This window comes from Citrobacter sp. CK181, assembly GCF_030333595.1.
Lineage (GTDB): Bacteria > Pseudomonadota > Gammaproteobacteria > Enterobacterales > Enterobacteriaceae > Citrobacter_B > Citrobacter_B koseri.
On sequence record NZ_JAOWFN010000005.1, the window covers coordinates 62,678 to 84,122 of the forward strand.

22 protein-coding genes and 2 pseudogenes are annotated in these 21,445 nt (G+C 54.9%); 11 read left to right on the forward strand and 13 right to left on the reverse strand.

Annotated features, from left to right (window positions below; all coding sequences use genetic code 11):
- Positions 1-99 precede the first annotated feature (99 nt).
- From yiiM to OGW17_RS21615, 3 genes and pseudogenes are all read left to right on the forward strand, one after another.
- A complete protein-coding gene (gene yiiM / locus OGW17_RS00315; RefSeq protein ID WP_058668378.1) occupies positions 100-771 on the forward strand; it encodes a 6-hydroxyaminopurine reductase in 672 nt (223 codons plus the stop codon).
- Positions 772-921: 150 nt separating this feature from the next.
- Positions 922-1,025 (forward strand): annotated as a pseudogene (locus OGW17_RS21610) (hypothetical protein); the annotation flags it as partial.
- Positions 1,026-1,125 (forward strand): annotated as a pseudogene (locus OGW17_RS21615) (hypothetical protein); the annotation flags it as partial.
- Here OGW17_RS21615 and cpxA read toward each other — a convergent pair.
- Positions 1,124-2,497 carry an envelope stress sensor histidine kinase CpxA gene (gene cpxA / locus OGW17_RS00320; RefSeq protein WP_012133887.1) on the reverse strand — a complete coding sequence of 458 codons (1,374 nt, stop codon included), beginning with the start codon at positions 2,495-2,497 and terminating at the stop codon, positions 1,124-1,126. The pseudogene OGW17_RS21615 and the gene cpxA sit on opposite strands and share 2 nt — an antisense overlap.
- On the reverse strand, positions 2,494-3,192 hold the full coding sequence (cpxR, locus tag OGW17_RS00325; RefSeq protein WP_012133886.1) for an envelope stress response regulator transcription factor CpxR: 699 nt from the start codon (positions 3,190-3,192) through the stop codon (positions 2,494-2,496). Before cpxR ends, cpxA begins: the two co-directional genes overlap by 4 nt.
- 150 nt (positions 3,193-3,342) lie before the next feature.
- Here cpxR and cpxP point away from each other — a divergent pair, with 150 nt between their 5' ends.
- The 6 genes from cpxP (at position 3,343) to OGW17_RS00355 (ending at position 9,475) form a co-directional block, all read left to right on the forward strand.
- Positions 3,343-3,843 (forward strand): cell-envelope stress modulator CpxP, encoded by a 501-nt coding sequence (gene cpxP / locus OGW17_RS00330; RefSeq protein ID WP_012133885.1) that lies wholly within the window; start codon positions 3,343-3,345, stop codon positions 3,841-3,843.
- Positions 3,844-3,991: 148 nt separating this feature from the next.
- A complete protein-coding gene (gene fieF / locus OGW17_RS00335) occupies positions 3,992-4,894 on the forward strand; it encodes a CDF family cation-efflux transporter FieF (RefSeq protein ID WP_049011792.1) in 903 nt (300 codons plus the stop codon).
- A gap of 190 nt (positions 4,895-5,084) precedes the next feature.
- Positions 5,085-6,047, forward strand: a complete 963-nt coding sequence (pfkA, locus tag OGW17_RS00340) for a 6-phosphofructokinase (protein WP_012133883.1) — start codon at positions 5,085-5,087, stop codon at positions 6,045-6,047.
- A gap of 207 nt (positions 6,048-6,254) precedes the next feature.
- Positions 6,255-7,244, forward strand: coding sequence for a sulfate/thiosulfate ABC transporter substrate-binding protein Sbp (gene sbp / locus OGW17_RS00345; RefSeq protein WP_012133881.1), 990 nt, complete (start codon positions 6,255-6,257; stop codon positions 7,242-7,244).
- Positions 7,245-7,347: 103 nt separating this feature from the next.
- On the forward strand, positions 7,348-8,097 hold the full coding sequence (locus OGW17_RS00350; RefSeq protein WP_012133879.1) for a CDP-diacylglycerol diphosphatase: 750 nt from the start codon (positions 7,348-7,350) through the stop codon (positions 8,095-8,097).
- A 73-nt stretch (positions 8,098-8,170) separates the two neighbouring features.
- Positions 8,171-9,475, forward strand: coding sequence for an SLC13 family permease (locus OGW17_RS00355; RefSeq protein ID WP_047459835.1), 1,305 nt, complete (start codon positions 8,171-8,173; stop codon positions 9,473-9,475).
- 83 nt (positions 9,476-9,558) lie between these two features.
- On the opposite strand, the gene tpiA is transcribed toward OGW17_RS00355, so the two are convergent.
- The gene (tpiA, locus tag OGW17_RS00360) at positions 9,559-10,326 is read right to left on the reverse strand and encodes a triose-phosphate isomerase (protein ID WP_024130662.1); all 768 of its coding nucleotides are present in this window, start codon (positions 10,324-10,326) and stop codon (positions 9,559-9,561) included.
- A gap of 114 nt (positions 10,327-10,440) precedes the next feature.
- On the reverse strand, positions 10,441-11,037 hold the full coding sequence (locus tag OGW17_RS00365) for a YiiQ family protein (protein ID WP_049011789.1): 597 nt from the start codon (positions 11,035-11,037) through the stop codon (positions 10,441-10,443).
- A gap of 100 nt (positions 11,038-11,137) precedes the next feature.
- On the opposite strand from OGW17_RS00365, the gene OGW17_RS00370 reads away from it, so the two are divergent.
- Positions 11,138-11,584, forward strand: coding sequence for a DUF805 domain-containing protein (locus OGW17_RS00370; protein ID WP_049011788.1), 447 nt, complete (start codon positions 11,138-11,140; stop codon positions 11,582-11,584).
- 75 nt (positions 11,585-11,659) lie between these two features.
- Here OGW17_RS00370 and fpr read toward each other — a convergent pair whose 3' ends face one another.
- The 4 genes from fpr to OGW17_RS00390 form a co-directional block, all read right to left on the reverse strand.
- On the reverse strand, positions 11,660-12,406 hold the full coding sequence (fpr, locus tag OGW17_RS00375; RefSeq protein WP_012133874.1) for a ferredoxin--NADP(+) reductase: 747 nt from the start codon (positions 12,404-12,406) through the stop codon (positions 11,660-11,662).
- A 95-nt stretch (positions 12,407-12,501) separates the two neighbouring features.
- Positions 12,502-13,512 carry a class II fructose-bisphosphatase gene (glpX, locus tag OGW17_RS00380; RefSeq protein ID WP_071259473.1) on the reverse strand — a complete coding sequence of 337 codons (1,011 nt, stop codon included), beginning with the start codon at positions 13,510-13,512 and terminating at the stop codon, positions 12,502-12,504.
- A 183-nt stretch (positions 13,513-13,695) separates the two neighbouring features.
- Positions 13,696-15,204 (reverse strand): glycerol kinase GlpK, encoded by a 1,509-nt coding sequence (glpK, locus tag OGW17_RS00385; protein ID WP_012133870.1) that lies wholly within the window; start codon positions 15,202-15,204, stop codon positions 13,696-13,698.
- 22 nt (positions 15,205-15,226) lie between these two features.
- The gene (locus OGW17_RS00390) at positions 15,227-16,072 is read right to left on the reverse strand and encodes an MIP/aquaporin family protein (protein ID WP_012133869.1); all 846 of its coding nucleotides are present in this window, start codon (positions 16,070-16,072) and stop codon (positions 15,227-15,229) included.
- Between the two features lie 390 nt (positions 16,073-16,462).
- On the opposite strand from OGW17_RS00390, the gene zapB reads away from it, so the two are divergent.
- Complete coding sequence (gene zapB / locus OGW17_RS00395) at positions 16,463-16,708, forward strand: septal ring assembly protein ZapB (protein ID WP_012133867.1); 246 nt, start codon at positions 16,463-16,465, stop codon at positions 16,706-16,708.
- A gap of 165 nt (positions 16,709-16,873) precedes the next feature.
- Here zapB and rraA read toward each other — a convergent pair whose 3' ends face one another.
- The 5 genes from rraA to ftsN all read right to left on the reverse strand — a co-directional run bounded on the left by rraA (position 16,874) and on the right by ftsN (position 21,415).
- Positions 16,874-17,359, reverse strand: coding sequence for a ribonuclease E activity regulator RraA (rraA, locus tag OGW17_RS00400; RefSeq protein WP_012133864.1), 486 nt, complete (start codon positions 17,357-17,359; stop codon positions 16,874-16,876).
- Positions 17,360-17,451: 92 nt separating this feature from the next.
- Positions 17,452-18,381, reverse strand: coding sequence for a 1,4-dihydroxy-2-naphthoate polyprenyltransferase (gene menA, locus OGW17_RS00405; protein ID WP_047459819.1), 930 nt, complete (start codon positions 18,379-18,381; stop codon positions 17,452-17,454).
- A 66-nt stretch (positions 18,382-18,447) separates the two neighbouring features.
- Positions 18,448-19,779, reverse strand: coding sequence for an ATP-dependent protease ATPase subunit HslU (hslU, locus tag OGW17_RS00410; protein WP_012133861.1), 1,332 nt, complete (start codon positions 19,777-19,779; stop codon positions 18,448-18,450).
- A 9-nt stretch (positions 19,780-19,788) separates the two neighbouring features.
- Positions 19,789-20,319, reverse strand: a complete 531-nt coding sequence (hslV, locus tag OGW17_RS00415) for an ATP-dependent protease subunit HslV (RefSeq protein ID WP_012133860.1) — start codon at positions 20,317-20,319, stop codon at positions 19,789-19,791.
- A gap of 91 nt (positions 20,320-20,410) precedes the next feature.
- A complete protein-coding gene (gene ftsN, locus OGW17_RS00420) occupies positions 20,411-21,415 on the reverse strand; it encodes a cell division protein FtsN (RefSeq protein ID WP_024130660.1) in 1,005 nt (334 codons plus the stop codon).
- Positions 21,416-21,445 lie beyond the last annotated feature (30 nt).

Below are 21,445 nucleotides of genomic sequence, written 5' to 3' on the forward strand. Positions count from 1 at the left end.
CGTCTGCTGGCGCATCATGTGAACCCGGCTCTCATTTTGAGCGGCTGAGACAAAATAAATATGCTCTAATGAGGATTATTTGTCGGGAGAGGGAAGCTGATGCGATATCCGGTCGAGGTGTTTACGGGCAAAATTCGGGACTATGCGGGAAGTCGTCCCAGCGCCATTGCGAAAATCCAGGTTGATGGCGAGCTGATGCTTAGCGATCTGGGCCTTGCCGGTGATGAGCAGGCAGAGACGAAAATTCACGGCGGGCCCGATCGCGCGCTGTGCCATTATCCCCGTGAACACTATCTGCACTGGGCGCGTCAATTCCCGGCGCAGGCGGATCTGTTTGTCGCGCCCGCGTTTGGCGAAAACCTTTCGACCGACGGTCTGACCGAGCAAAATGTTTTTATCGGCGATATTTTTCAGTGGGGAGAGGCGCTGATTCAGGTGACTCAGCCACGTTCGCCGTGCTTTAAGCTCAACTTCCATTTCGGCATTAGCGATATGGCGACGCAAATGCAGAACGCCGGGAAAACCGGCTGGCTGTACAGCGTTATCGCGCCGGGGCAGGTATCGGCGGATGCGCCGTTAATTCTGGCGTCGCGCGTCAGCGACGTGAGCGTACAGGAGGCGATTGCGATAGCCTGGCATATGCCGTTCGACGACGGCCAGTATCATCGTTTGCTGTCGGCGGCGGGGTTATCAAAAAGCTGGACCAGAACGATGCAGAAGCGCCGTTTAAGCGGCAAAATTGAAGATCAGTCACGACGTTTACGTGGATGATGTAATGCCCGATGGCGCTGCGCTTATCGGGCCTACAACGTGCGGTTTTCGTAGGCCGGATAAGGCGTTCACGCCGCCATCCGGCGTAATGCCCGATGGCGCTGCGCTTATCGGGCCTACAACGTGCGGTTTCCTGTAGGCCGGATAAGGCGTTCACGCCGCCATCCGGCGTAATGCCCGATGGCGCTGCGCTTATCGGGCCTACAACGTGCGGTTTCCGTAGGCCGGATAAGGCGTTTACGCCGCCATCCGGCGTAATGCCCGATGGCGCTGCGCTTATCGGGCCTACAGCGTGCGGTTTCCCGTAGGCCGGATAAGGCGTTTACGCCGCCATCCGGCACCACAGCGAGACTTAAGAACGCTTATACAACGGCAGCCAGATCACCAGCCGTAAGCCGCCCAGCGGGCTGTCTTCGGCTTTCACCCAACCGCGATGCTGCTGGATCGCGGTCTCAACGATGGCCAGCCCCAACCCTGTTCCGCCGGACTCCCGATCGCGCGCTTCATCGGTACGATAAAACGGGCGGAAGATCTGTTCGCGGTCTTCAGGGCTAACGCCCGGGCCATCGTCATCAACCGTTATCGTAATGCCGTCTTTATCCACCGCGAAGCCGACTTCAATCTTCGTGTGCGAATAGCGCAGGGCGTTACGGACAATGTTCTCCAGCGCGCTTTCCAGGGTGCTAGGATTGCCGTATAACGGCCACGGCCCCGGCGGGAAGTTCACCGTTAACGATTTGCCCATCTGCTCGGCTTCGAAGGCGGCGTTATCCAGCACGTCTCCCCACAGATGATTGGCTTTCATCGTTTCGCTGACCAGCGCGTTTTTCTGTTGATTACGCGACATCACCAGCAGGTCGTTGATCATGCTGTCCAGCCGCTGCGCTTCGGTCTCGATGCGCTCCAGCTCTTTACTCTCGCCGCTACGGCGACGCAGCAGCGCGGTACCCAGTTGCAGACGCGTAAGCGGAGTGCGTAGCTCGTGCGAGATATCCGACAGCAGACGCTGCTGCGTGGTCATCATACGTTCCAGCGCGGTCACCATCTGGTTAAAGCTGGCGCCAGCCGCAAGAAATTCCTGCGGGCCTGCTTCCAGTTCTGGATGTTGTCGCAGATTACCCTGAGCCACTTCGTCCGCCGCGTTTTTCAACTTACGCGCCGGTTTCGCCAGGCTCCAGGCCAGCCAAAGCAACAGAGGCGAACTGACCAGCATGGTGACGATCAGCAACAAGAGCGGGCGGTCAAACAGCAGATTAATAAAATCGGATTGGGAACTGCTGGCCGGTCGAATCAAATAAAGCTGGTAGTTATCTTCCCCGTCTCTGACAGAGAACGGGCCTACCATCTCAACGCGGCCATATTTCTTCTTCTGCGGATGATCGGCGTTATCCGCCTGACCAATAAAGTTACGAATGATCTGCATTTCGCTGCGTTCTGCGCCGATCACGCGTCCTTCAGTGGTCACAAGCAATAACCGCTGTCCTGGCGGCGCCCACTTGTCGATCGCACGGAACAGGCGACGCCACCACATTAAATCGTTGGGTGGATCGTTCGCGAGTTCAGCTTCTACATGTTGCTCAATCATCAACCCCTGGCGCTGTTCGCTGTCCAGTAGCTCGGTCATCTGGCGTGAGTCGAGCTTGGGTAACATCAATACCAACATCAGCACCAGCGCCAGCGTCAACCAGAAGATGGCAAAGATGCGCGCGGTTAAACTGCCTATCATGAAGCGGAAACCATCAAATAACCGCGACCACGCAGGGTTTTAAACCACGGGTGCCCGTCTTTACGCTCCGGCAGCTTACGACGCAGGTTGGAGATATGCATGTCGATCGCGCGGTCAAACGGCGTCAGGCGTTTACCCAGCACTTCCTGGCTCAAATGTTCACGCGAAACCACCTGGCCGAGATGCTGTGCCAGCAGATAGAGCAGGGTAAATTCGGTGCCGGTTAACTCCAGGGTTTGACCATCGAAGCTGGCCTCCTGGCGACCCGGATTGAGGCTTAACGCATCCACTTCCAGCGTCGGCGAGCCGTTGTCGTTGTTCTGCTGCTGTTCGCTCCAGTGCGAGCGGCGCAGAATCGCACGGATACGCGCGACCAGTTCGCGGTCGTTAAACGGTTTAGGTAAATAATCATCCGCGCCCAGCTCAAGGCCGAGTACGCGATCCAGTTCGCTGCCGCGCGCGGTCAGCATAATGACAGGGGTCTGGTGTGTCTGGCGAAGCGCTTTCAACGTATCAATACCGTTTTTCTTCGGCATCATGACATCGAGCAAAAGTAAATCAATGCTGTCGTCCAGAAGCTCAAGCGCCTGCTCCCCGTCATGGGCAACCAGCACATTGAAGCCTTCCATTTCGAGCAGCTCCTTTAACAGGGAAGTTAGCTCTCGGTCATCATCAACTAACAGGATTTTATTCATTGTTTAAGTACCTCCGAGGCAGAAATTACGTCATCAGGCGTCGCTAATCCATGACTTTACGTTGTTTTACACCCCCTGACGCATGTTTGCAGCCCGAATCGTAAACTGTCTCTCGTTGAATCGCGACAGAAAAGATTTTGGGAGCAAGTGATGCGCAAAGTTACCGCTGCCGTCATGGCCTCAACGCTGGCACTCAGTCCTTTAAGCCACGCTGCTGAAGTCGTTACAGGCGATAACTGGCATCAAGGTGAAGGACTTACGCAGCGCAGTACGCAGAGCCATATGTTCGACGGCATAAGTTTAACCGAACATCAGCGTCAACAGATGCGAGATCTGATGCAGCAGGCAAGACACGAACAGCCTCCTGTTAATGTTAGCGAAATGGAGACAATGCATCGCCTTGTCATCGCAGAAAAATTTGATGAAAACGCTGTGCGTGCTCAGGCAGAAAAAATGGCGCAAGAACAGGTTGCCCGCCAGGTCGAAATGGCCAGGGTTCGCAACCAGATGTATCGCCTGTTAACGCCGGAGCAGCAAGCGGTTTTAAATGAGAAGCATCAACAACGAATGGAGCAACTGCGCGATGTGGCGCAATGGCAAAACGGCTCCTCGTTGAAGTTATTGAGTAGTAGCAACTCACGTTCCCAGTAACAAACCCTGTTTTCCTTGCCATAGACACCATCCCTGTCTTCCCCTCCATGATGGAGGGGTTTTTTTTGTCCAAAATTTGTCATCCGGTTATTGCCTTACTGTTTTACTCCATCCGTTATACTACCGGCATGGAAAGGCAGGAGTGTTTATGAATCAAACCTATGGGCGACTGGTCAGCCGGGCGGCAATTGCCGCGACAGTGATGGCGTCACTGTTACTTTTGATCAAAATTTTTGCGTGGTGGTACACCGGGTCGGTGAGTATTCTGGCTGCGTTGGTTGACTCGCTGGTGGATATTGCCGCGTCGCTGACTAACCTGTTAGTGGTGCGCTATTCGCTGCAACCGGCGGATGATGAACACACCTTTGGACACGGCAAAGCAGAGTCGCTGGCGGCGCTGGCGCAGAGCATGTTTATTTCCGGCTCGGCGCTGTTTCTGTTTTTGACCGGTATTCAGCATCTGATTACCCCTACGCCAATGAACGAACCGGGCGTCGGGGTCGTGGTGACGCTTATCGCCCTGGTTTGTACGATCATTCTGGTCACGTTTCAGCGTTGGGTTGTGCGCAAGACGCAAAGTCAGGCAGTACGGGCAGATATGCTTCATTATCAGTCTGATGTTATGATGAACGGAGCGATTCTCGTTGCGCTTGGGCTGGCCTGGTATGGCTGGCATCGCGCGGACGCCTTGTTTGCGTTGGGAATCGGCATCTATATTCTATACAGCGCACTACGTATGGGGTATGAGGCAGTGCAGTCGTTACTGGATCGCGCGCTGCCCGATGAGGAACGTCAGGAAATTATTGATATCGTGACATCGTGGCCTGGCGTCAACGGTGCTCACGATCTTCGCACGCGGCAGTCAGGGCCGACCCGCTTTATTCAGATTCATTTGGAAATGGAAGATAATCTGCCGCTCGTTCAGGCGCATCTGGTGGCTGAACAGGTAGAGCAGGCGATTTTGCGGCGTTTTCCGGGTTCGGATGTCATTATCCACCAGGACCCCTGTTCAGTCGTACCCAGGGAAGGCAAGAGGTTTGAGCTTTCGTAATTCGTTGTAAAAAAGTGAGCAAGGCCAGCATTTTGTGTATAAATTACCGCCGTTTGGCCTGACCTGAATCAATTCAGCAGGAAGCGGTTGTTATACTATCTGCATATTCGTTGGATCGTCCCGATGTGCAGTAACAGTATCGGCTTCCGGCAACAGATTTCATTTTGCATTCCAAAGTTCAGAGGTAGTCATGATTAAGAAAATCGGTGTGTTGACAAGCGGCGGTGATGCGCCTGGCATGAACGCAGCAATCCGTGGTGTTGTACGCGCAGCGTTGACGGAAGGACTGGAAGTAATGGGTATTTATGATGGCTACCTGGGTCTGTATGAAGACCGTATGGTTCAGCTCGACCGTTACAGCGTGTCCGACATGATCAACCGTGGCGGTACTTTCCTCGGCTCCGCGCGCTTCCCGGAATTCCGCGATGAAAATGTTCGCGCAGTGGCTATCGAAAACCTGAAAAAACGTGGCATCGACGCGCTGGTTGTTATCGGCGGTGACGGTTCCTATATGGGTGCAAAACGTCTGACTGAAATGGGCTTCCCGTGCATCGGTCTGCCGGGCACGATCGACAACGACATCAAAGGCACTGACTACACCATCGGTTATTTCACCGCGCTGGGTACGGTAGTGGAAGCGATTGACCGTCTGCGTGACACCTCTTCCTCTCACCAGCGTATTTCCATCGTTGAAGTGATGGGGCGTTACTGCGGCGACCTGACCCTGGCGGCGGCTATCGCTGGGGGCTGTGAGTTTGTTGTGGTGCCGGAAGTGGAATTCAGCCGTGACGATCTGGTTGCGGAAATCAAAGCGGGCATCGCGAAAGGTAAAAAACACGCGATTGTCGCGATCACCGAACATATGTGTGACGTTGATGAACTGGCGCACTACATCGAGAAAGAGACTGGCCGTGAAACGCGTGCGACCGTACTGGGTCACATCCAGCGTGGCGGCTCTCCGGTGCCTTACGACCGTATTCTGGCTTCCCGTATGGGCTCATATGCCATTGAACTGCTGCTGGAAGGTTTTGGCGGACGTTGTGTGGGCATCCAGAACGAACAACTGGTTCACCATGACATCATCGACGCTATCGAAAACATGAAGCGTCCGTTCAAGGGTGACTGGCTGGATTGCGCTAAAAAGCTGTACTGATCGTTGTGTGTATTGTGCCGGGTGGCGGCTTCGCCTTACCCGGCCTACAACAGTACGGCCTGTAGGCCGGATAAGGCGCTAGCCAGCATCCGGCAATATCTTTCATTTATTCCCTCAAGTTATAGCCAATCTTTTTTTATTCTTTAATGTTTGGATTCCTTTCTGGCACGCTTTACTCATCACAACACTACATAAGAGAGCTGGGCGATGAATAAATGGGGCGTGGGGTTAACATTATTGCTGGCATCGACCAGCGTTCTGGCGAAGGATATTCAGTTACTTAACGTGTCTTACGATCCAACGCGCGAGCTGTACGATCAGTACAACAAAGCGTTTAGCGCGCACTGGAAACAAGAAACGGGCGACAACGTGGTGATCCGTCAGTCACATGGCGGTTCCGGTAAGCAGGCGACGTCAGTCATTAATGGTATTGAGGCCGATGTGGTGACGCTGGCGCTGGCTTATGATGTTGATGCCATTGCAGAGCGCGGCCGTATCGACAAAAACTGGATCAAACGTCTGCCGGACAACTCCGCGCCGTACACGTCCACCATCGTCTTCCTGGTGCGTAAAGGCAATCCGAAGCAAATCCATGACTGGAACGACCTGGTAAAACCGGGCGTGTCGGTGATTACGCCGAACCCGAAAAGCTCTGGCGGCGCACGCTGGAACTATCTGGCTGCGTGGGGATACGCCCTGCACCACAACAACAACGATCAGGCCAAAGCGCAGGACTTCGTAAAAGCGTTATTTAAGAACGTGGAAGTGCTGGATTCTGGCGCGCGCGGTTCAACCAACACCTTTGTTGAGCGTGGGATTGGCGACGTGCTGATCGCCTGGGAGAACGAAGCGCTGTTGGCGACGAACGAACTGGGCAAAGATAAATTCGAAATCGTGACGCCGAGCGAATCGATTCTCGCAGAACCGACCGTCTCCGTGGTGGATAAAGTCGTGGAGAAAAAAGGGACGCAAGCCGTGGCGGAAGCCTATCTGAAGTATCTCTACTCGCCGGAAGGGCAGGAAATTGCGGCGAAAAACTTCTATCGCCCACGCGACCCTGAAGTGGCGAAGAAATATGAAAATGCATTTCCGAAGCTGAAACTCTTCACCATTGACGAGGAGTTTGGCGGGTGGACGAAAGCGCAGAAAGAGCATTTCTCTAATGGCGGTACGTTCGACCAAATCAGCAAACGCTAATGTAAATTGCTTTTCCAGCCCGGTGGCATCGTGCGACCGGGCTTTTTTATTTGTCATCATTTTGCGTTACTCTTGCACGTCAATAAGAGACAGGGAATGAGTAATGAAAAAAACAGGTTATTTTTTGCTGGCGGTTGTGATTGTTGCCGCCGTCGCGGGCATTGGCTACTGGAAGCTGGCCGCTAATCCGAACGCATTGCGGGATATTGTTCTGCAACAATGCGTACCGAACCAACTGCAACAGCAAAATCCTGCGCCATGCGCCGAAGTGAAACCGGATGCCGGGTATGTCGTGTTTAAAGATCGTAATGGCCCGTTGCAGTATCTGTTGATGCCGACGTACCGCATCAACGGTACGGAAAGCCCGCTGCTGGTGGAGCCCTACACGCCGAACTTCTTCTGGCTAGCCTGGCAGGCGCGCAGCTTTATGAGCCAAAAGTACGGCAAAGATATTCCAGATAGCGCCATTTCGCTGGCGATTAACTCACGCTCCGGGCGGACGCAAAACCACTTTCATATCCACATCTCCTGCCTGCGCCCTGATGTGCGAGCGCAACTGGATGATAATCTGGCGAAAGTGAGTACCCGCTGGCTGCCGCTGCCGGGCGGATTGCGCGGGAATGAATATCTGGCGCGTCGGGTGACGGAAAGCGAGCTGGCGCAACGCAGCCCGTTCATGATGCTGGCGGAAGAGGTGCCGGATGCGCGTGAGCACATGGGCAGCTATGCACTGGCGGTGGTGCGCCAGAGCGACGACTCTTTTGTTTTGCTGGCGACGCAGCGCAACCTGCTGGCGTTTAACCTCGCTTCCGCTGAGGAAATTCAGGATCATCAATGTGAGATTTTGCAGTAACCCCACCTAATCTGGCGTTTACTCCACCTGCCTGTCTCCGTATTCTTGTTGAAAAAAACAACAGGAGACAGGCATGTCGCTCTGGCTTACACACCCTCTGTTCATTCCTTCGCTGGTGGTCGGCGTGACCATTCTGCTCTGGGCAACCTCGCTGTTGCCGGAGTTTATTACCGCGCTGCTGTTCTTTACCGTGGCGATGGTGGCGAAGATCGCGCCACCGGACGTCATTTTTGGCGGTTTTGCCTCGTCGGCTTTCTGGCTGGTTTTTAGCGGTTTTGTGCTGGGGGTGGCGATTCGCAAAACAGGGCTGGCAGACAGGGCGGCGCGCGCCTTATCCGCCAGACTGACTGACTCATGGCCGCTGATGGTGGCAAGCGTGGTGCTGCTCAGTTATGCGCTGGCGTTTGTGATGCCGTCCAATATGGGGCGTATCGCGCTGCTGATGCCCATTGTCGCGGCGATGGCGAAACGTGCCGGGATTGCCGATGGCACGCGCGCCTGGTACGGACTGGCGCTTGCGGTGGGCTTTGGAACCTTCCAGCTCTCCGCGACCATCCTGCCTGCTAATGTACCTAACCTGGTGATGAGCGGGGCGGCGGAAGGTTCGTATGGCATCCACCTGAACTATCTGCCGTATCTTCTGCTGCATACGCCTGTTCTGGGCTGGTTGAAAGGTGCGCTGTTAATCGTCCTTATTTGTTGGCTGTTTCCCGGTAAACCGCATGCGCCTCGCGACCTGATGCCGCCTGCGCCGATGAGCCGTGCGGAGAAACGGCTGGCGTGGATGCTGGCGGTGGTGCTGGCGATGTGGGTCAGCGAAAGCTGGCACGGTATTGGCCCGGCGTGGACCGGGCTGGCGGCGGCGGTGATCACGCTGTTGCCGCGCGTGGGGTTTATCAACGGGGAAGAGTTCTCCAGCGGCGTGAATATCCGCACCTGTATTTATGTGGCAGGCATTCTGGGGCTGGCGATCACCGTGACGCAAACCGGCATTGGCAATGCGGTGGGCGAGGCGCTGTTGCATGTCATGCCGCTGGACCCGGAAAAGCCCTTCACCAGTTTCCTGGCGCTGACCGGCATTACCACCGCGCTGAATTTTATTATGACGGCGAACGGCGTTCCGGCGCTGTATACCACGCTGGCGCAGAGTTTTTCCGACGCAACCGGTTTTCCGCTGCTGTCGGTGATTATGATTCAGGTATTGGGGTACTCCACGCCGCTGTTGCCGTATCAGGCATCGCCGATTGTGGTGGCGATGGCATTAGGGAAAGTCCCGGCAAAACCAGGCATGACGCTGTGTCTGGCACTGGCGCTGGCAACGTATCTGGTGCTGTTGCCGCTGGATTACATGTGGTTTAGTTTACTGGGGCGTTTGTAAAAAAAGCCCGGTGGCGTTAACGCTTACCGGGCCTGTGATTTTATGTGGCGGGGTAAGCGCACACGCCACCCGCCACAACAGCATTAAGCTTGTTTAGCCGCTTCCGCTGCTTTAACGATCACCGCGAACGCGTCAGCTTTCAGGGAAGCACCGCCAACCAGCGCGCCGTCGATGTCCGGCTGAGCGAACAGTTCTGCCGCGTTAGCTGCGTTTACGGAACCGCCGTACTGGATGATCACTTGCTCAGCGATTTTCGCGTCAGCTTTGGCGATATGGTCACGGATGAATTTGTGAACAGCCTGCGCCTGCGCCGGAGTGGCGGATTTGCCAGTACCGATCGCCCATACAGGTTCGTAAGCGATAACCACGCCTTCAAACGCCGCAGCGCCCTGAGTTTTCAGTACCGCATCGATCTGACGAGCACAGACTTCTTCAGTTTTGCCGGCTTCGTTTTCTGCTTCGGTTTCACCGATGCACAGAACCGGAGTCAGACCCTGCTCTTTCAGCACGGCGAATTTCTTCGCGATCAGCTCGTCAGACTCTTTGTGGTAAGTACGACGCTCAGAGTGGCCGATGATGATGTACTGCGCGCCGATATCCTTCAGCATTTCAGCAGAAGTTTCACCGGTGAATGCGCCAGACAGGTTCAGGTCAACGTTCTGCGCGCCCAGAATGATGTGGCTACCGGCAGCGGCGTGTTTCGCCATGTCGATATACATTTCCGGCGGTGCAATCGCAACTGCACAGCCAGCAACGCCAGCCAGTTCTTTACGCAGGTTAGCCACCAGCTCGTTTACCATGTGGCGGCTGCCGTTCAGTTTCCAGTTACCCATCACTAAAGGATGTCGCATTTCATTTCTCCACGCTTTGTCAGCGAATTAAGGAAGATGGCCGCCCTTCAGGGACGGCATGGTCTGTGAAACAGTATAGAGATCCCTCCCTCGAAAGGCTTTGCTTTTTGTCACTTAATTCAGCCCTTCCAGATTCTCCGATAGCGCTAGCTTAATCGGTTCAACAGCGAAGGTCAGCCCTTTTTCCCCGTTGTCTGCGACAACATAGCGAATCGCGCCTTCCGTTTCGGCGTAGTAGTGCTTATTCTTGCCCGCTGTGAGTAATTTTTGCAGTTTTTGCTGGCTTTGCTCTTTTGTCAGAAGTGGGGCGACGGTGCGGATCACCGCCGCCATGTACTCTTGTGCTTTGGCTTTGGCGGCTTTTTGCTCGGGTCCCTGAATGGGAAGCCAGGTAATCTGCATGCTTTTGATTTTTAACGTACCGCGCTCCAGCGCCGTTGAGGCGTACAGATTTTCATTGATCTTGCTGGCGGCGCGGGTCAGGTTCGCCCTGTCGCGGCTGCTGTCGATAGCACGAAATTCGTTCAGTGGAAGCCGGGGATTTTGCTGATTAAAGTTTTCGCGAAACTGGCTGATGGAGAGATCAAACGTCGGCGCGCCAGCCAGCAGGTAGGGCGCGGTCGTCGCAGACGGCGATGCCTCCGCCAGCACCGCTGTGCTCGCAGTTATGGCGGAAAACAATAATAAAAACAGTGTACACCCTGGCTTCATCAATCTTACCTTTCGTTAGGACTGCTCACGATTAAAACGATAACTGTCGGGCTTGTCAAAAGGGTAAACTGACAGCGAAGGCAATAATAAAGGAACTTACATGACCATACAGCAGTGGTTATTCTCATTTAAAGGGCGTATTGGACGCCGTGATTTCTGGATCTGGCTCGGTCTCTGGTTTGTCGGCATGCTGGTGCTGTTTTCGCTGGCGAGCAAGAACTTACTCGATATCCAGACGGCGGCATTTTGTCTGGTGTGTCTGCTCTGGCCCACGGCGGCGGTCATGGTTAAGCGTTTGCATGACCGGGGGCGCTCCGGCCTGTGGGCGTTATTGATGATTCTGGCGTGGATGCTGCTGGCCGGAAATTGGGTGATGTTGCCGGGAATGTGGCAGTGGGTCGTGGGGCGCTTTGTCCCGACGCTCATTCTGGTCATGATGTTTATCGATCTGGGGGCGTTTGTCGGCACTCAGGGCGAGAATAAGTTCGGCAAAGAAACGCAGGATGTGAAATTTAAAGCAGAGCCTCAGGCAGGCGATAAACCGTAGGCCGGATAAGGCGTTTATGCCGCTATCCGGCAGAGCGCCCGGTGGCGCTGGCGCTTACCGGGCCTGCAACCGTGCTTACCAGTAGTGCTCAGCGGTCATGTGCCCAGGACGACGACGCAGGTGTTTGGTCATGTGCCGGGTCTCCTTCAGCAACTGTTGCGTATCACGCACCATCTGCGGATTTCCGCACAGCATCACATGGCTGGTCTCGGTGTCCATCGGTAAACCGACCGCCGCTTCCAGCGCGCCGCTTTCAATCAGCGCGGGGACGCGCCCGGTAAGCGAGCCTGCGATGGTTTCCCGACTGACGACAGTTTGAATGCGCAGCTTGCCTTCGTAGCGCTTTTGCAATTCCAGCATTAACGGCAGGTAACTTAAATCAGCGGCGTAACGCGCGGCATGCACCAGTACCAGGTTGTTAAAGCGCTCCAGGTCCTTACCGAGTTGCAGAATCGACAAATAAGGGCCAATGGCCGTTCCGGTCGCCAGCATCCACAGGGTGTCGCAGTCAGGCACTTCATCCAGAACAAAGAACCCCGCCGCTTCACTTACCACCTGTACTTCATCGCCAGGTTTAAGCGCCGCCAGACGTGGGCTGAGTTTGCCTTCGGGAACCGTCACCAGGTAAAACTCTAAATCGGGATTATCGGGCGCATTCACATAGGAATAGGCGCGTTGTACGCGTTCGCCATCGATCTCCAGTCCGAGTTTGGTAAACTGGCCTGCGGTGAAGGGATGAACGGGGGCGTGAACGGTCAGACTAAACAGGGCGTCGGTCCAGTACTGTACCTTCGTGACTTTTCCTGTTACCCAATCTGCCATGATCTTCTCCTGTCTGCTGCAATACCCTTATCTTCGTTCGTTGAACGAAAGATTTCCAGCCCCGAAGGGCCGGAAGGCTCAATCGAACAAATCAGTTACAGGATATGCGCCTGCACATCCGGGTCTTTGCGATCCAGATAGTGGATGGACTGAATACGGCGGATAGTGCGCGATTTGCCGCGAATCAGCAGCGTTTCGGTGGTAGCGATATTGCCTTTGCGGCTAATCCCCTCCAGCAGATCGCCTTTGGTGATCCCGGTGGCGGAGAAGATGACGTTATCGCTGCGCGCCATTTCGTCCAGACGCAGCGCTTTACCGGCGTCAATGCCCATGGCTTTACAGCGTGCCAGCTCCTGCTCGCCAATACGGCGGTTCTCTTCGCTGTCGCCTTTGACGTCGTGACGCGCCAGCAGACGGCCCTGCATGTCGCCATCCAGCGCACGAATTACCGCTGCGGAGACAACGCCTTCCGGCGCGCCGCCAATGCCGTACAGCACATCCACTTCACTGTCCGGCATACAGGTCAGAATAGAGGCCGCTACGTCGCCATCAGGAATGGCGAATACGCGCACGCCAAGCTGCTGCATCTCTGCAATCACCGCGTCATGACGCGGTTTGGCCAGAATCGTAACCGTCAGTTCGCTGAGTGGTTTGCTGAGGGTGGCTGCGATGTTGCGCAGGTTGTCCGCCAGCGGCAGATTCAGGTCGATAGATCCTTTAGCGCCCGGCCCGACGATCAGTTTTTCCATGTACATATCCGGCGCGTTGAGGAAACAGCCTTTGTCGCCGACCGCCAGAACCGCCAGCGCGTTCGCCTGGCCCATCGCCGTCATACGGGTGCCTTCGATAGGGTCGACGGCGATATCCACCGCATCGCCACGGCCGGTGCCGACTTTCTCACCGATAAACAGCATGGGCGCTTCATCAATCTCGCCTTCGCCGATGACAATGGTGCCGTCAATATTGACCTGGTTGAGCATAATACGCATGGCGTTTACCGCTGCGCCGTCAGCGGTATTTTTGTCGCCGCGTCCCAGCCATTTATAGCCAGCCAGCGCTGCCGCTTCCGTTACGCGGGAAAATTCGATGGCAAGTTCTCGTCTCATAGCAAACTCGTAGCAGAAAGGAATGGCGCGAAGTGTAGCACAGGGGAGGGTGGGAATAATTGATATGCTCGGGGGTTACTTCCGCACAGATAACTTGCCGGGTGGCGGCGTTGCCTTACCCGGCCTACACAAGCATGTAGCCTGTAGGCCGGATAAGCGAAGCCGCCATCCGGCATGTCAGTATTACTCTTCGTGGTCTTCCCACGCCAGGGCGCGTTTGACCGCTTTTTTCCAGCCGCTGTAACGGAAGTTACGCTCGGTGGTTTCGATGCCTGGACGGAATTCACGCTCGATGACCGCTTTTTCCTGCAACTCATCCAGGTTCTGCCAGTAACCCACCGCCAGACCTGCCAGATACGCCGCACCCAGTGCCGTTACTTCGCGCACTTCCGGGCGCTCAACGCGCGTACCAAGAATGTCTGACTGGAACTGCATCAGGAAGTTGTTGGCAACCGCGCCGCCGTCAACGCGCAGGGCGTGCAGGCGAATACCGGAGTCTGCCTGCATCGCTTCCAGCACGTCGCGCGTCTGGTAAGCGATCGATTCCAGCGTTGCACGGATGATGTGGTTGGAGTTTACGCCACGGGTCAGACCGAAGATGGCGCCGCGCGCATACGGGTCCCAGTACGGCGCGCCCAGACCGGTAAAGGCCGGTACAACGTATACGCCGTTGGTGTCTTTCACTTTGGTGGCGAAATATTCAGAGTCGAATGCGTCGCTGATGAGTTTCATCTCATCACGCAGCCACTGAATGGATGCGCCAGCCATAAACACCGCCCCTTCCAGCGCATAGTTCACTTCGCCGGTCGGGCCACAGGCGATGGTGGTCAAAAGTCCGTTTTCGGACTTAACCGCTTTCTCGCCGGTGTTCATCAGCATAAAGCAGCCGGTGCCGTAAGTGTTTTTCGCCATCCCCTCTTTGACGCACAGCTGGCCGAACAGCGCCGCCTGCTGGTCACCGGCGATCCCGGCGATTGGAATACGCGTGCCGCCTTTACCCCCGATGTTCGTCTGGCCGTACACTTCTGAAGAACGACGCACTTCCGGCAGCATGGCGCGCGGGATATCCAGCGCATCCAGCATTTTGTCATCCCAGTCCAGGGTATGGATGTTGAACAGCATGGTACGTGAAGCGTTGGTGTAATCCGTGACGTGTACGCGTCCCTGCGTCATTTTCCAGATAAGCCAGGTATCCACCGTACCGAACAGCAGTTCACCGCGACGTGCGCGCTCACGGGAGCCTTCTACGTGATCGAGAATCCACTTCACTTTGGTGCCGGAGAAGTACGGGTCAATCACCAGACCGGTGTTGTTGCGGATGTAATCTTCCATGCCGTCACGCTTCAGGCGTTCGCAGATTTCGGCGGTACGGCGGCACTGCCAGACAATCGCGTTATAAATCGGTTTGCCGGTTTCACGTTCCCAGACGATGGTGGTTTCACGCTGGTTAGTAATACCGATTGCTGCGATCTGATCGGAACTGATGTCTGCTTTCGCCAGCACTTCAACCAGCGTTGAGCTTTGGGTGGCCCAGATTTCCATTGGGTCGTGTTCTACCCAGCCTGCTTTCGGGTAGATTTGCTCAAATTCACGTTGCGACACGCTAACGATATTCGCATCGTGATCCATCACGACGGCGCGGGAGCTGGTGGTGCCCTGGTCGAGCGCAACGATATATTTTTTCTCAGTCATAATTTTTTGTCCCGTAGTCACATTACAGCGAAGCTTTTTGTTGTGCGGTAGTGGTGGTGTCCTTCTCTTCAACCACGCAAGTATCACACGGCAAATGGCGGCCAATCAGTTTACGATAGGCGAATGCGCCCAGAATGGCGCCCGCAATCGGGCCGAACATCGGCACCAGGAAGTAAGGAATATCCTTACCGCCAGTCAAGGCAACGTTCCCCCAGCCAGCGAGCCAGGCGAACAGTTTCGGGCCGAAATCACGCGCCGGGTTCATCGCAAACCCGGTCAGCGGCCCCATAGAGGCGCCAATTACTGCGATCAGTAAACCAATGAGCAGAGGAGCCAGTGGGCCGCGCGGCACGCCGTTACCATCATCGGTCAGCGCTAGAATAAGCCCCATCAGAATAGCGGTAATTACCATCTCAACCGCGAAGGCTTGCACAAAATTGATATGTGGATTTGGATATGTTGAGAAAGTGCCAGCCAGATCAACACTTTCGATACTGCCACGGACGATGTGGTGCGTTTGTTCAAAATCAGCGAAAAGATTGTAGTAAAGCCCGTAAACTAATGCCGCTGCGCAAAACGCGCCGGCAACTTGAGAAATGATAAAAGGAACAACTTTGCGTTTGTCGAAACAGGCAAACAGCCACAGTGCGATTGTTACGGCTGGATTTAAATGTGCGCCGGAGACACCTGCTGTCAGGTAGATAGCCATCGCCACCCCCAGACCCCAGATGATACTGATTTCCCACTGACCGAAAGTAGCACCTGCTACTTTAAGAGCAGCGACACAACCCACACCGAAGAAAATCAACAACCCAGTACCGAGAAATTCAGCAATGCACTGGCCTTTTAAGGTTGATGTTTGACTCATAATCGGATCCTGAAGAGAGTTTAATGTTTATTGTTTGCGAAGAGGTCACTGACGCCTTCGATGCCTGTAGGCATACTGTTAATTTATCGTTAACGAGCAAAAACGAGAAATATCGAAATCAAAATGTGTGTACTGCGTCAATAAAATGAGCGTTATCGCGCCATGAAGCGCGTTTTACGACAAACCAGGAGTGTGAGCTGAATCATTTCATTAACCAATATGTTAACACTTTAGAGTTATGTGAGTTATGTCACCAGGACAAGGATGAAAAGTGTTGCAAACCGCAATCTACGCGGTATGTCGCTGGACAGGGATGGCGCGGCTTCATACAATCGGCACTATATATTGTGCGCGTTTACGTGAAGCGTCGCCTTGCAATTCAGGAGAGGTATGGCCATGTCATTAGAAGTGTTTGAGAAACTGGAAGCAAAAGTACAGCAGGCGATTGATACCATTACGCTTTTGCAGATGGAAATCGAAGAGCTGAAAGAAAAGAACAACAGCCTGGCGCAGGATGTACAGTCTGCTCAGCATCAGCGTGAAGAGCTGGAGCGTGAGAACAACCATCTGAAAGAACAGCAGAGCGGGTGGCAGGATCGTTTGCAGGCGCTGCTGGGTCGTATGGAAGAAGTCTGAGCCGTAGCGGTGTTGGCTGCGCTCAGCGTTGTAGGCCGGATAAGGCGTAAGCCGCCATCCGGCACTGCAATATCGCCTGATGGCGCTACGCTTATCAGGCCTACAGTCGGCATCGTTTATGAGCGGCAACGCAATAAAAAAGGCACCTTACGGTGCCTTTTTTGATCACTCGATATCAAGTGGGTCTTCGGAGAGGATTATCCCTGTATTGTCGGCGTAGAGATGATCGCCGGAGAAGAAGGTCACGCCGCCAAAATTGACGCGGACGTCGCTTTCCCCGATTCCTTCACCTGCGGCGCCTACCGGAATCGCGGCAAGCGCCTGGATGCCGATATCCAGCTCTTCCAGGTCGTCTACCTGACGCACCGCGCCGTAGATGACCAGCCCTTCCCATTCATTTTGCGTAGCCAGACGCGCCAGTTCGGCGTCGACCAGCGCGCGACGGACAGAACCACCGCCATCGACCAGCAGAATGCGACCACGGCCATTCTGTTCGAGCAGATCGTAGAGCAACCCGTTGTCCTCGAAACATTTTACCGTGATGATTTGTCCGCCAAACGACGACCGTCCTCCAAAGTTAGAGAACAGTGGTTCCACGACGTTGACATCTTCCTGGTAGATGTCACAAAGCTCGGAAGTATCGTATTTCATAGGCTTAACGTTCAGTTGCTGCGAGAATTTTTAGTATATCGCGCTATGCGTACTGTTTGCAAAATCATCAATTGTTCATTGATATTTGTCAGTTAAACCGCCCACTGGCTTAAGAAAATCCCGACGACAAACAGCAGGTTAGTCAACAGCGCGGCTTTAACGGTACGTTCCAGCATCGGGCGCATCGCAGCGGGTTCCATTTCGCGCATCACATAACGCGCCTGTTTAATCAGTAACGGTGCGGCCAGGATGAACAGCCATCCCCACAGGCTTTGCAGCGAAATCAGGTTAAACAGCGCCAGGCAGACCAGTGAACCCATCAACAGGCAGGCGTGATAACGACGTGCGTTAACCGCGCCTAAACGTACCACCAGCGTGTTTTTACCGTTTTCTTTATCGCTGTTGATATCGCGCAGATTGTTGATGTTGAGCACGGCGGTCGCCAGCAGTCCGCAGGCGGTAGCAGGTAAGATAAGCGCAGGAATGAGCGTATGCGCCTGTAGATACCAGCTGCCCATTACGCTGAGCCAGCCAAAGAACACCAGCACGGAAATGTCGCCCAGACCAATATAGCCGTAAGGACGGTTCCCGACGGTGTAGGTAATCGCGGCGATAATCGACAGGCCGCCCAGCACCAGGAATCCGACAAAATCCGCCAGCGTATGACATGCGACAGCCACCAGCGCCAGACCGGAGAGGCAAATCAGCGCCACGGTAATGATCAGCGCCCGCTTCATCTCCTGCCGGGTGATCACCCCTTTTTGCATCCCGCGCAGCGGCCCGATGCGGTCAGGCTTATCACTGCCTTTGACGGCGTCGCCATAATCGTTGGCAAGGTTCGATAAAATTTGCAGCAGCCCGGCGGTGATTAACGCCAGCAGCGCAACCAGGGGATCGAAGTACCCTTGCCACCATGCCAGCGCTGTACCGACGATGATTGCCGCAAACGCGAGCGGCAGCGTTTTCGGTCGTAAACTTTCCAGCCAGGCCTGGGAGCGGCTAATTTGTTGTTGTTCAGTCATATTTAGCGCCAATAAAAATGGGGCTTTTCAGCCCCATCAACAGTGATGAAAATGCATTGAACGCGATTATAGGATAAAACGACTCAGATCTTCATCTGCGACCAGCGCATCCAGATGTTTGCTCACATATTCCGCATCAATTGTTATGCTCTGACCATTCAGATCGCTGGCATCATAGGAGATATCTTCCATCAGACGTTCCAGAACGGTATGCAGACGACGCGCACCGATGTTTTCGGTGGTTTCGTTTACCTGCCATGCCGCTTCGGCAATGCGTTTGATGCCGGACTCGGTAAACTCGATGTCCACGCCTTCGGTCGCCATCAGCGCTTTGTACTGAACGGTAACGGACGCGTTCGGCTCGGTGAGAATGCGTTCGAAATCTTCCGTCGTCAGCGCTTTCAGCTCAACGCGAATCGGCAGACGCCCCTGCAACTCGGGGATCAGATCAGACGGTTTCGCCACCTGGAACGCGCCGGAGGCGATAAACAGGATGTGGTCGGTTTTCACCATACCGTGCTTGGTAGAGACGGTGCAGCCTTCTACCAGCGGCAGCAGGTCGCGCTGTACGCCTTCGCGGGAAACGTCCGGGCCAGAGGATTCGCCGCGTTTACAGATTTTGTCGATTTCGTCGATAAACACGATCCCGTGCTGTTCAACGGCGTCGATGGCTTCCTGTTTCAGCTCTTCCGGGTTCACCAGTTTGGCCGCTTCTTCTTCAATCAGCAGCTTCATCGCGTCTTTGATTTTCAGCTTACGCGGTTTTTGTTTCTGGCCGCCCAGGTTCTGGAACATGGACTGCAACTGGCTGGTCATCTCTTCCATTCCCGGAGGCGCCATAATTTCAACGCCCATCGGTGCGGCTGCGAGATTGATCTCAATTTCTTTATCGTCGAGCTGGCCTTCACGCAGTTTTTTGCGGAATGCCTGGCGCGCGGCGGACGGCTCTTGCTGTTGCTCAGCCTGACCCCAGTTATTTTTCGCCGGAGGGATCAGCGCGTCGAGAATACGCTCTTCCGCCATTTCTTCTGCGCGGTAGCGGTTTTTCTCAATAGACTGAACGCGCACCATTTTGATCGCGGAGTCGGTCAGGTCGCGGATAATGGAATCCACTTCTTTACCCACATAACCGACTTCGGTGAATTTTGTCGCTTCAACTTTGATGAACGGCGCGTTGGCCAGTTTTGCCAGGCGACGCGCGATTTCGGTTTTACCTACGCCGGTCGGGCCGATCATCAGAATATTTTTTGGCGTCACTTCATGGCGCAGCTCTTCGTTGAGCTGCATGCGGCGCCAGCGGTTACGCAGTGCAATCGCCACGGAACGCTTGGCGTTGTCCTGGCCAATGATGTGCTTGTTCAGTTCGCTGACGATTTCGCGTGGGGTCATTTCAGACATGGGAGATCCTTACGCTTTAGACGGTAATTCTTCAATGGTGTGGAAGTGGTTGGTGTAAATGCAGATATCGCCTGCAATATCCAACGCCTTTTCAGCAATTTCGCGGGCGCCCAGTTCGGTATTTTCTAACAGTGCGCGTGCCGCAGCCTGGGCGTAGGGACCACCGGAGCCGATAGCAATCAGATCATTTTCCGGCTGTATGACATCGCCATTACCCGTGATGATCAGTGAAGCGGTTTCATCTGCGACGGCCAGCAGCGCTTCGAGCTTGCGTAGCATACGGTCAGTACGCCAGTCTTTCGCCAGTTCAACGGCGGCTTTGACCAGGTGGCCCTGATGCATTTCCAGTTTACGCTCAAACAGTTCGAACAGCGTGAATGCGTCTGCCGTTCCCCCTGCAAAGCCCGCAATGACTTTATCGTTGTACAGACGGCGAACTTTCTTCACGTTGCCTTTCATTACGGTATTGCCCAGTGTGGCCTGACCATCACCGGCGATTACCACATGGCCGTTACGGCGTACGCTTACTATTGTTGTCACGAGCAGACCCCTTGGTTACAAATGCAGAATACAGGCCCCGCACGCGGTACGGGGCATAATGCAAATATAAATGGGGGGGATTTTGGGGGTTTCAACCCCCGGAGGCGAGTCGAATGCAGTTTGTGTGACCCGCCATCTTCAGGCGGTTAAGGGTGCTGTCTGCATTCTCTTTGCCTTTGACTGGGCCGATGACCACACGATTCCACCCGTTGTTGGTGGTGATTTTGGAGTCAAAGCCTTCAAAAGCCAACTGGGCGCGCACGGTTTCCGCTTGCTCGGCGCCTTTGAAGGAGCCGCATTGCACCATCCAGCGACGTTCATCTTTCTTCTCTGCCGTCTGTTTTGGCGCTTCAGGTTCACGCGCGATCGGCGCGGCCTGCTGCGTTTTAGGCTGAGAAGTCGTGGTGTGCGCAGGCGTCTGCAACAGGTCCTGATAAGGCTGCTGGGATGTCGTCTGTTTCGGCTGCTGCGTCTGGCGTGGCTGCTGTGCAGGTGCAGTCTGCGCCGTACGCGGTTGCTGCTGTGGCTGTTGGTACGGTTGCTCCGTCACGCGTGGCTGCGTACGCGGCTGTTGAACCGGCTGGGTGTTAGCCCACTGCTGCTGTTGTACCTGCTGCTGTGCCTGACGCTGGCGCTGCAATGTCTGCTGACGCTGTTCAGGCGTCTGTTCGTTCCACGGCACTTCGTTAAGTTGGGTCGGCTGCTGGCGCATATCCGCCTGCATTTGCGCCAGTAGCTGACGCTGCTCGCTGGTGAGCTGCTCCGGGTTCATCACTTCGCCGCCCGCAGAAGGCTCGGTTGGCGCACGCACGCCCGGCTGGCGGCTTTCCAGTTCTTTAATGTAGCGCCAGCGCTCTTCCGGCTTCGGCGGCAGCCCGTTGCCGGTCACTTTCTGGCTTTGCAGCGTTTCGGACTCTTCTTTTTTGTGATGAGTAATGAAGTACAGACCCCCGATAAAGGCCACAAGGACAGCCGCCGCAATAGCGACCATTGCGGGTGAAACCGCAGGCGTGTTGCGTTGCTTTTTCCGTGAGGTGCTCTTTTTGCGCCGCGAAGGTGCCGGTTGACCGCGACGTACATAATCTCGTTGTGCCACTATCGTTTCGCTGTATTTATTCGTTCGTCA

What these genes read in the sequence shown, in the direction of transcription:
- yiiM (WP_058668378.1), top strand. Translation starts at nt 100, where the DNA reads ATGCGATATCCGGTCGAGGTGTTTACGGGCAAAATTCGGGACTATGCG.
- cpxA (WP_012133887.1), bottom strand. Translation starts at nt 2,497, where the DNA reads ATGATAGGCAGTTTAACCGCGCGCATCTTTGCCATCTTCTGGTTGACG.
- cpxR (WP_012133886.1), bottom strand. Translation starts at nt 3,192, where the DNA reads ATGAATAAAATCCTGTTAGTTGATGATGACCGAGAGCTAACTTCCCTG.
- cpxP (WP_012133885.1), top strand. Translation starts at nt 3,343, where the DNA reads ATGCGCAAAGTTACCGCTGCCGTCATGGCCTCAACGCTGGCACTCAGT.
- fieF (WP_049011792.1), top strand. Translation starts at nt 3,992, where the DNA reads ATGAATCAAACCTATGGGCGACTGGTCAGCCGGGCGGCAATTGCCGCG.
- pfkA (WP_012133883.1), top strand. Translation starts at nt 5,085, where the DNA reads ATGATTAAGAAAATCGGTGTGTTGACAAGCGGCGGTGATGCGCCTGGC.
- sbp (WP_012133881.1), top strand. Translation starts at nt 6,255, where the DNA reads ATGAATAAATGGGGCGTGGGGTTAACATTATTGCTGGCATCGACCAGC.
- OGW17_RS00350 (WP_012133879.1), top strand. Translation starts at nt 7,348, where the DNA reads ATGAAAAAAACAGGTTATTTTTTGCTGGCGGTTGTGATTGTTGCCGCC.
- OGW17_RS00355 (WP_047459835.1), top strand. Translation starts at nt 8,171, where the DNA reads ATGTCGCTCTGGCTTACACACCCTCTGTTCATTCCTTCGCTGGTGGTC.
- tpiA (WP_024130662.1), bottom strand. Translation starts at nt 10,326, where the DNA reads ATGCGACATCCTTTAGTGATGGGTAACTGGAAACTGAACGGCAGCCGC.
- OGW17_RS00365 (WP_049011789.1), bottom strand. Translation starts at nt 11,037, where the DNA reads ATGAAGCCAGGGTGTACACTGTTTTTATTATTGTTTTCCGCCATAACT.
- OGW17_RS00370 (WP_049011788.1), top strand. Translation starts at nt 11,138, where the DNA reads ATGACCATACAGCAGTGGTTATTCTCATTTAAAGGGCGTATTGGACGC.
- fpr (WP_012133874.1), bottom strand. Translation starts at nt 12,406, where the DNA reads ATGGCAGATTGGGTAACAGGAAAAGTCACGAAGGTACAGTACTGGACC.
- glpX (WP_071259473.1), bottom strand. Translation starts at nt 13,512, where the DNA reads ATGAGACGAGAACTTGCCATCGAATTTTCCCGCGTAACGGAAGCGGCA.
- glpK (WP_012133870.1), bottom strand. Translation starts at nt 15,204, where the DNA reads ATGACTGAGAAAAAATATATCGTTGCGCTCGACCAGGGCACCACCAGC.
- OGW17_RS00390 (WP_012133869.1), bottom strand. Translation starts at nt 16,072, where the DNA reads ATGAGTCAAACATCAACCTTAAAAGGCCAGTGCATTGCTGAATTTCTC.
- zapB (WP_012133867.1), top strand. Translation starts at nt 16,463, where the DNA reads ATGGCCATGTCATTAGAAGTGTTTGAGAAACTGGAAGCAAAAGTACAG.
- rraA (WP_012133864.1), bottom strand. Translation starts at nt 17,359, where the DNA reads ATGAAATACGATACTTCCGAGCTTTGTGACATCTACCAGGAAGATGTC.
- menA (WP_047459819.1), bottom strand. Translation starts at nt 18,381, where the DNA reads ATGACTGAACAACAACAAATTAGCCGCTCCCAGGCCTGGCTGGAAAGT.
- hslU (WP_012133861.1), bottom strand. Translation starts at nt 19,779, where the DNA reads ATGTCTGAAATGACCCCACGCGAAATCGTCAGCGAACTGAACAAGCAC.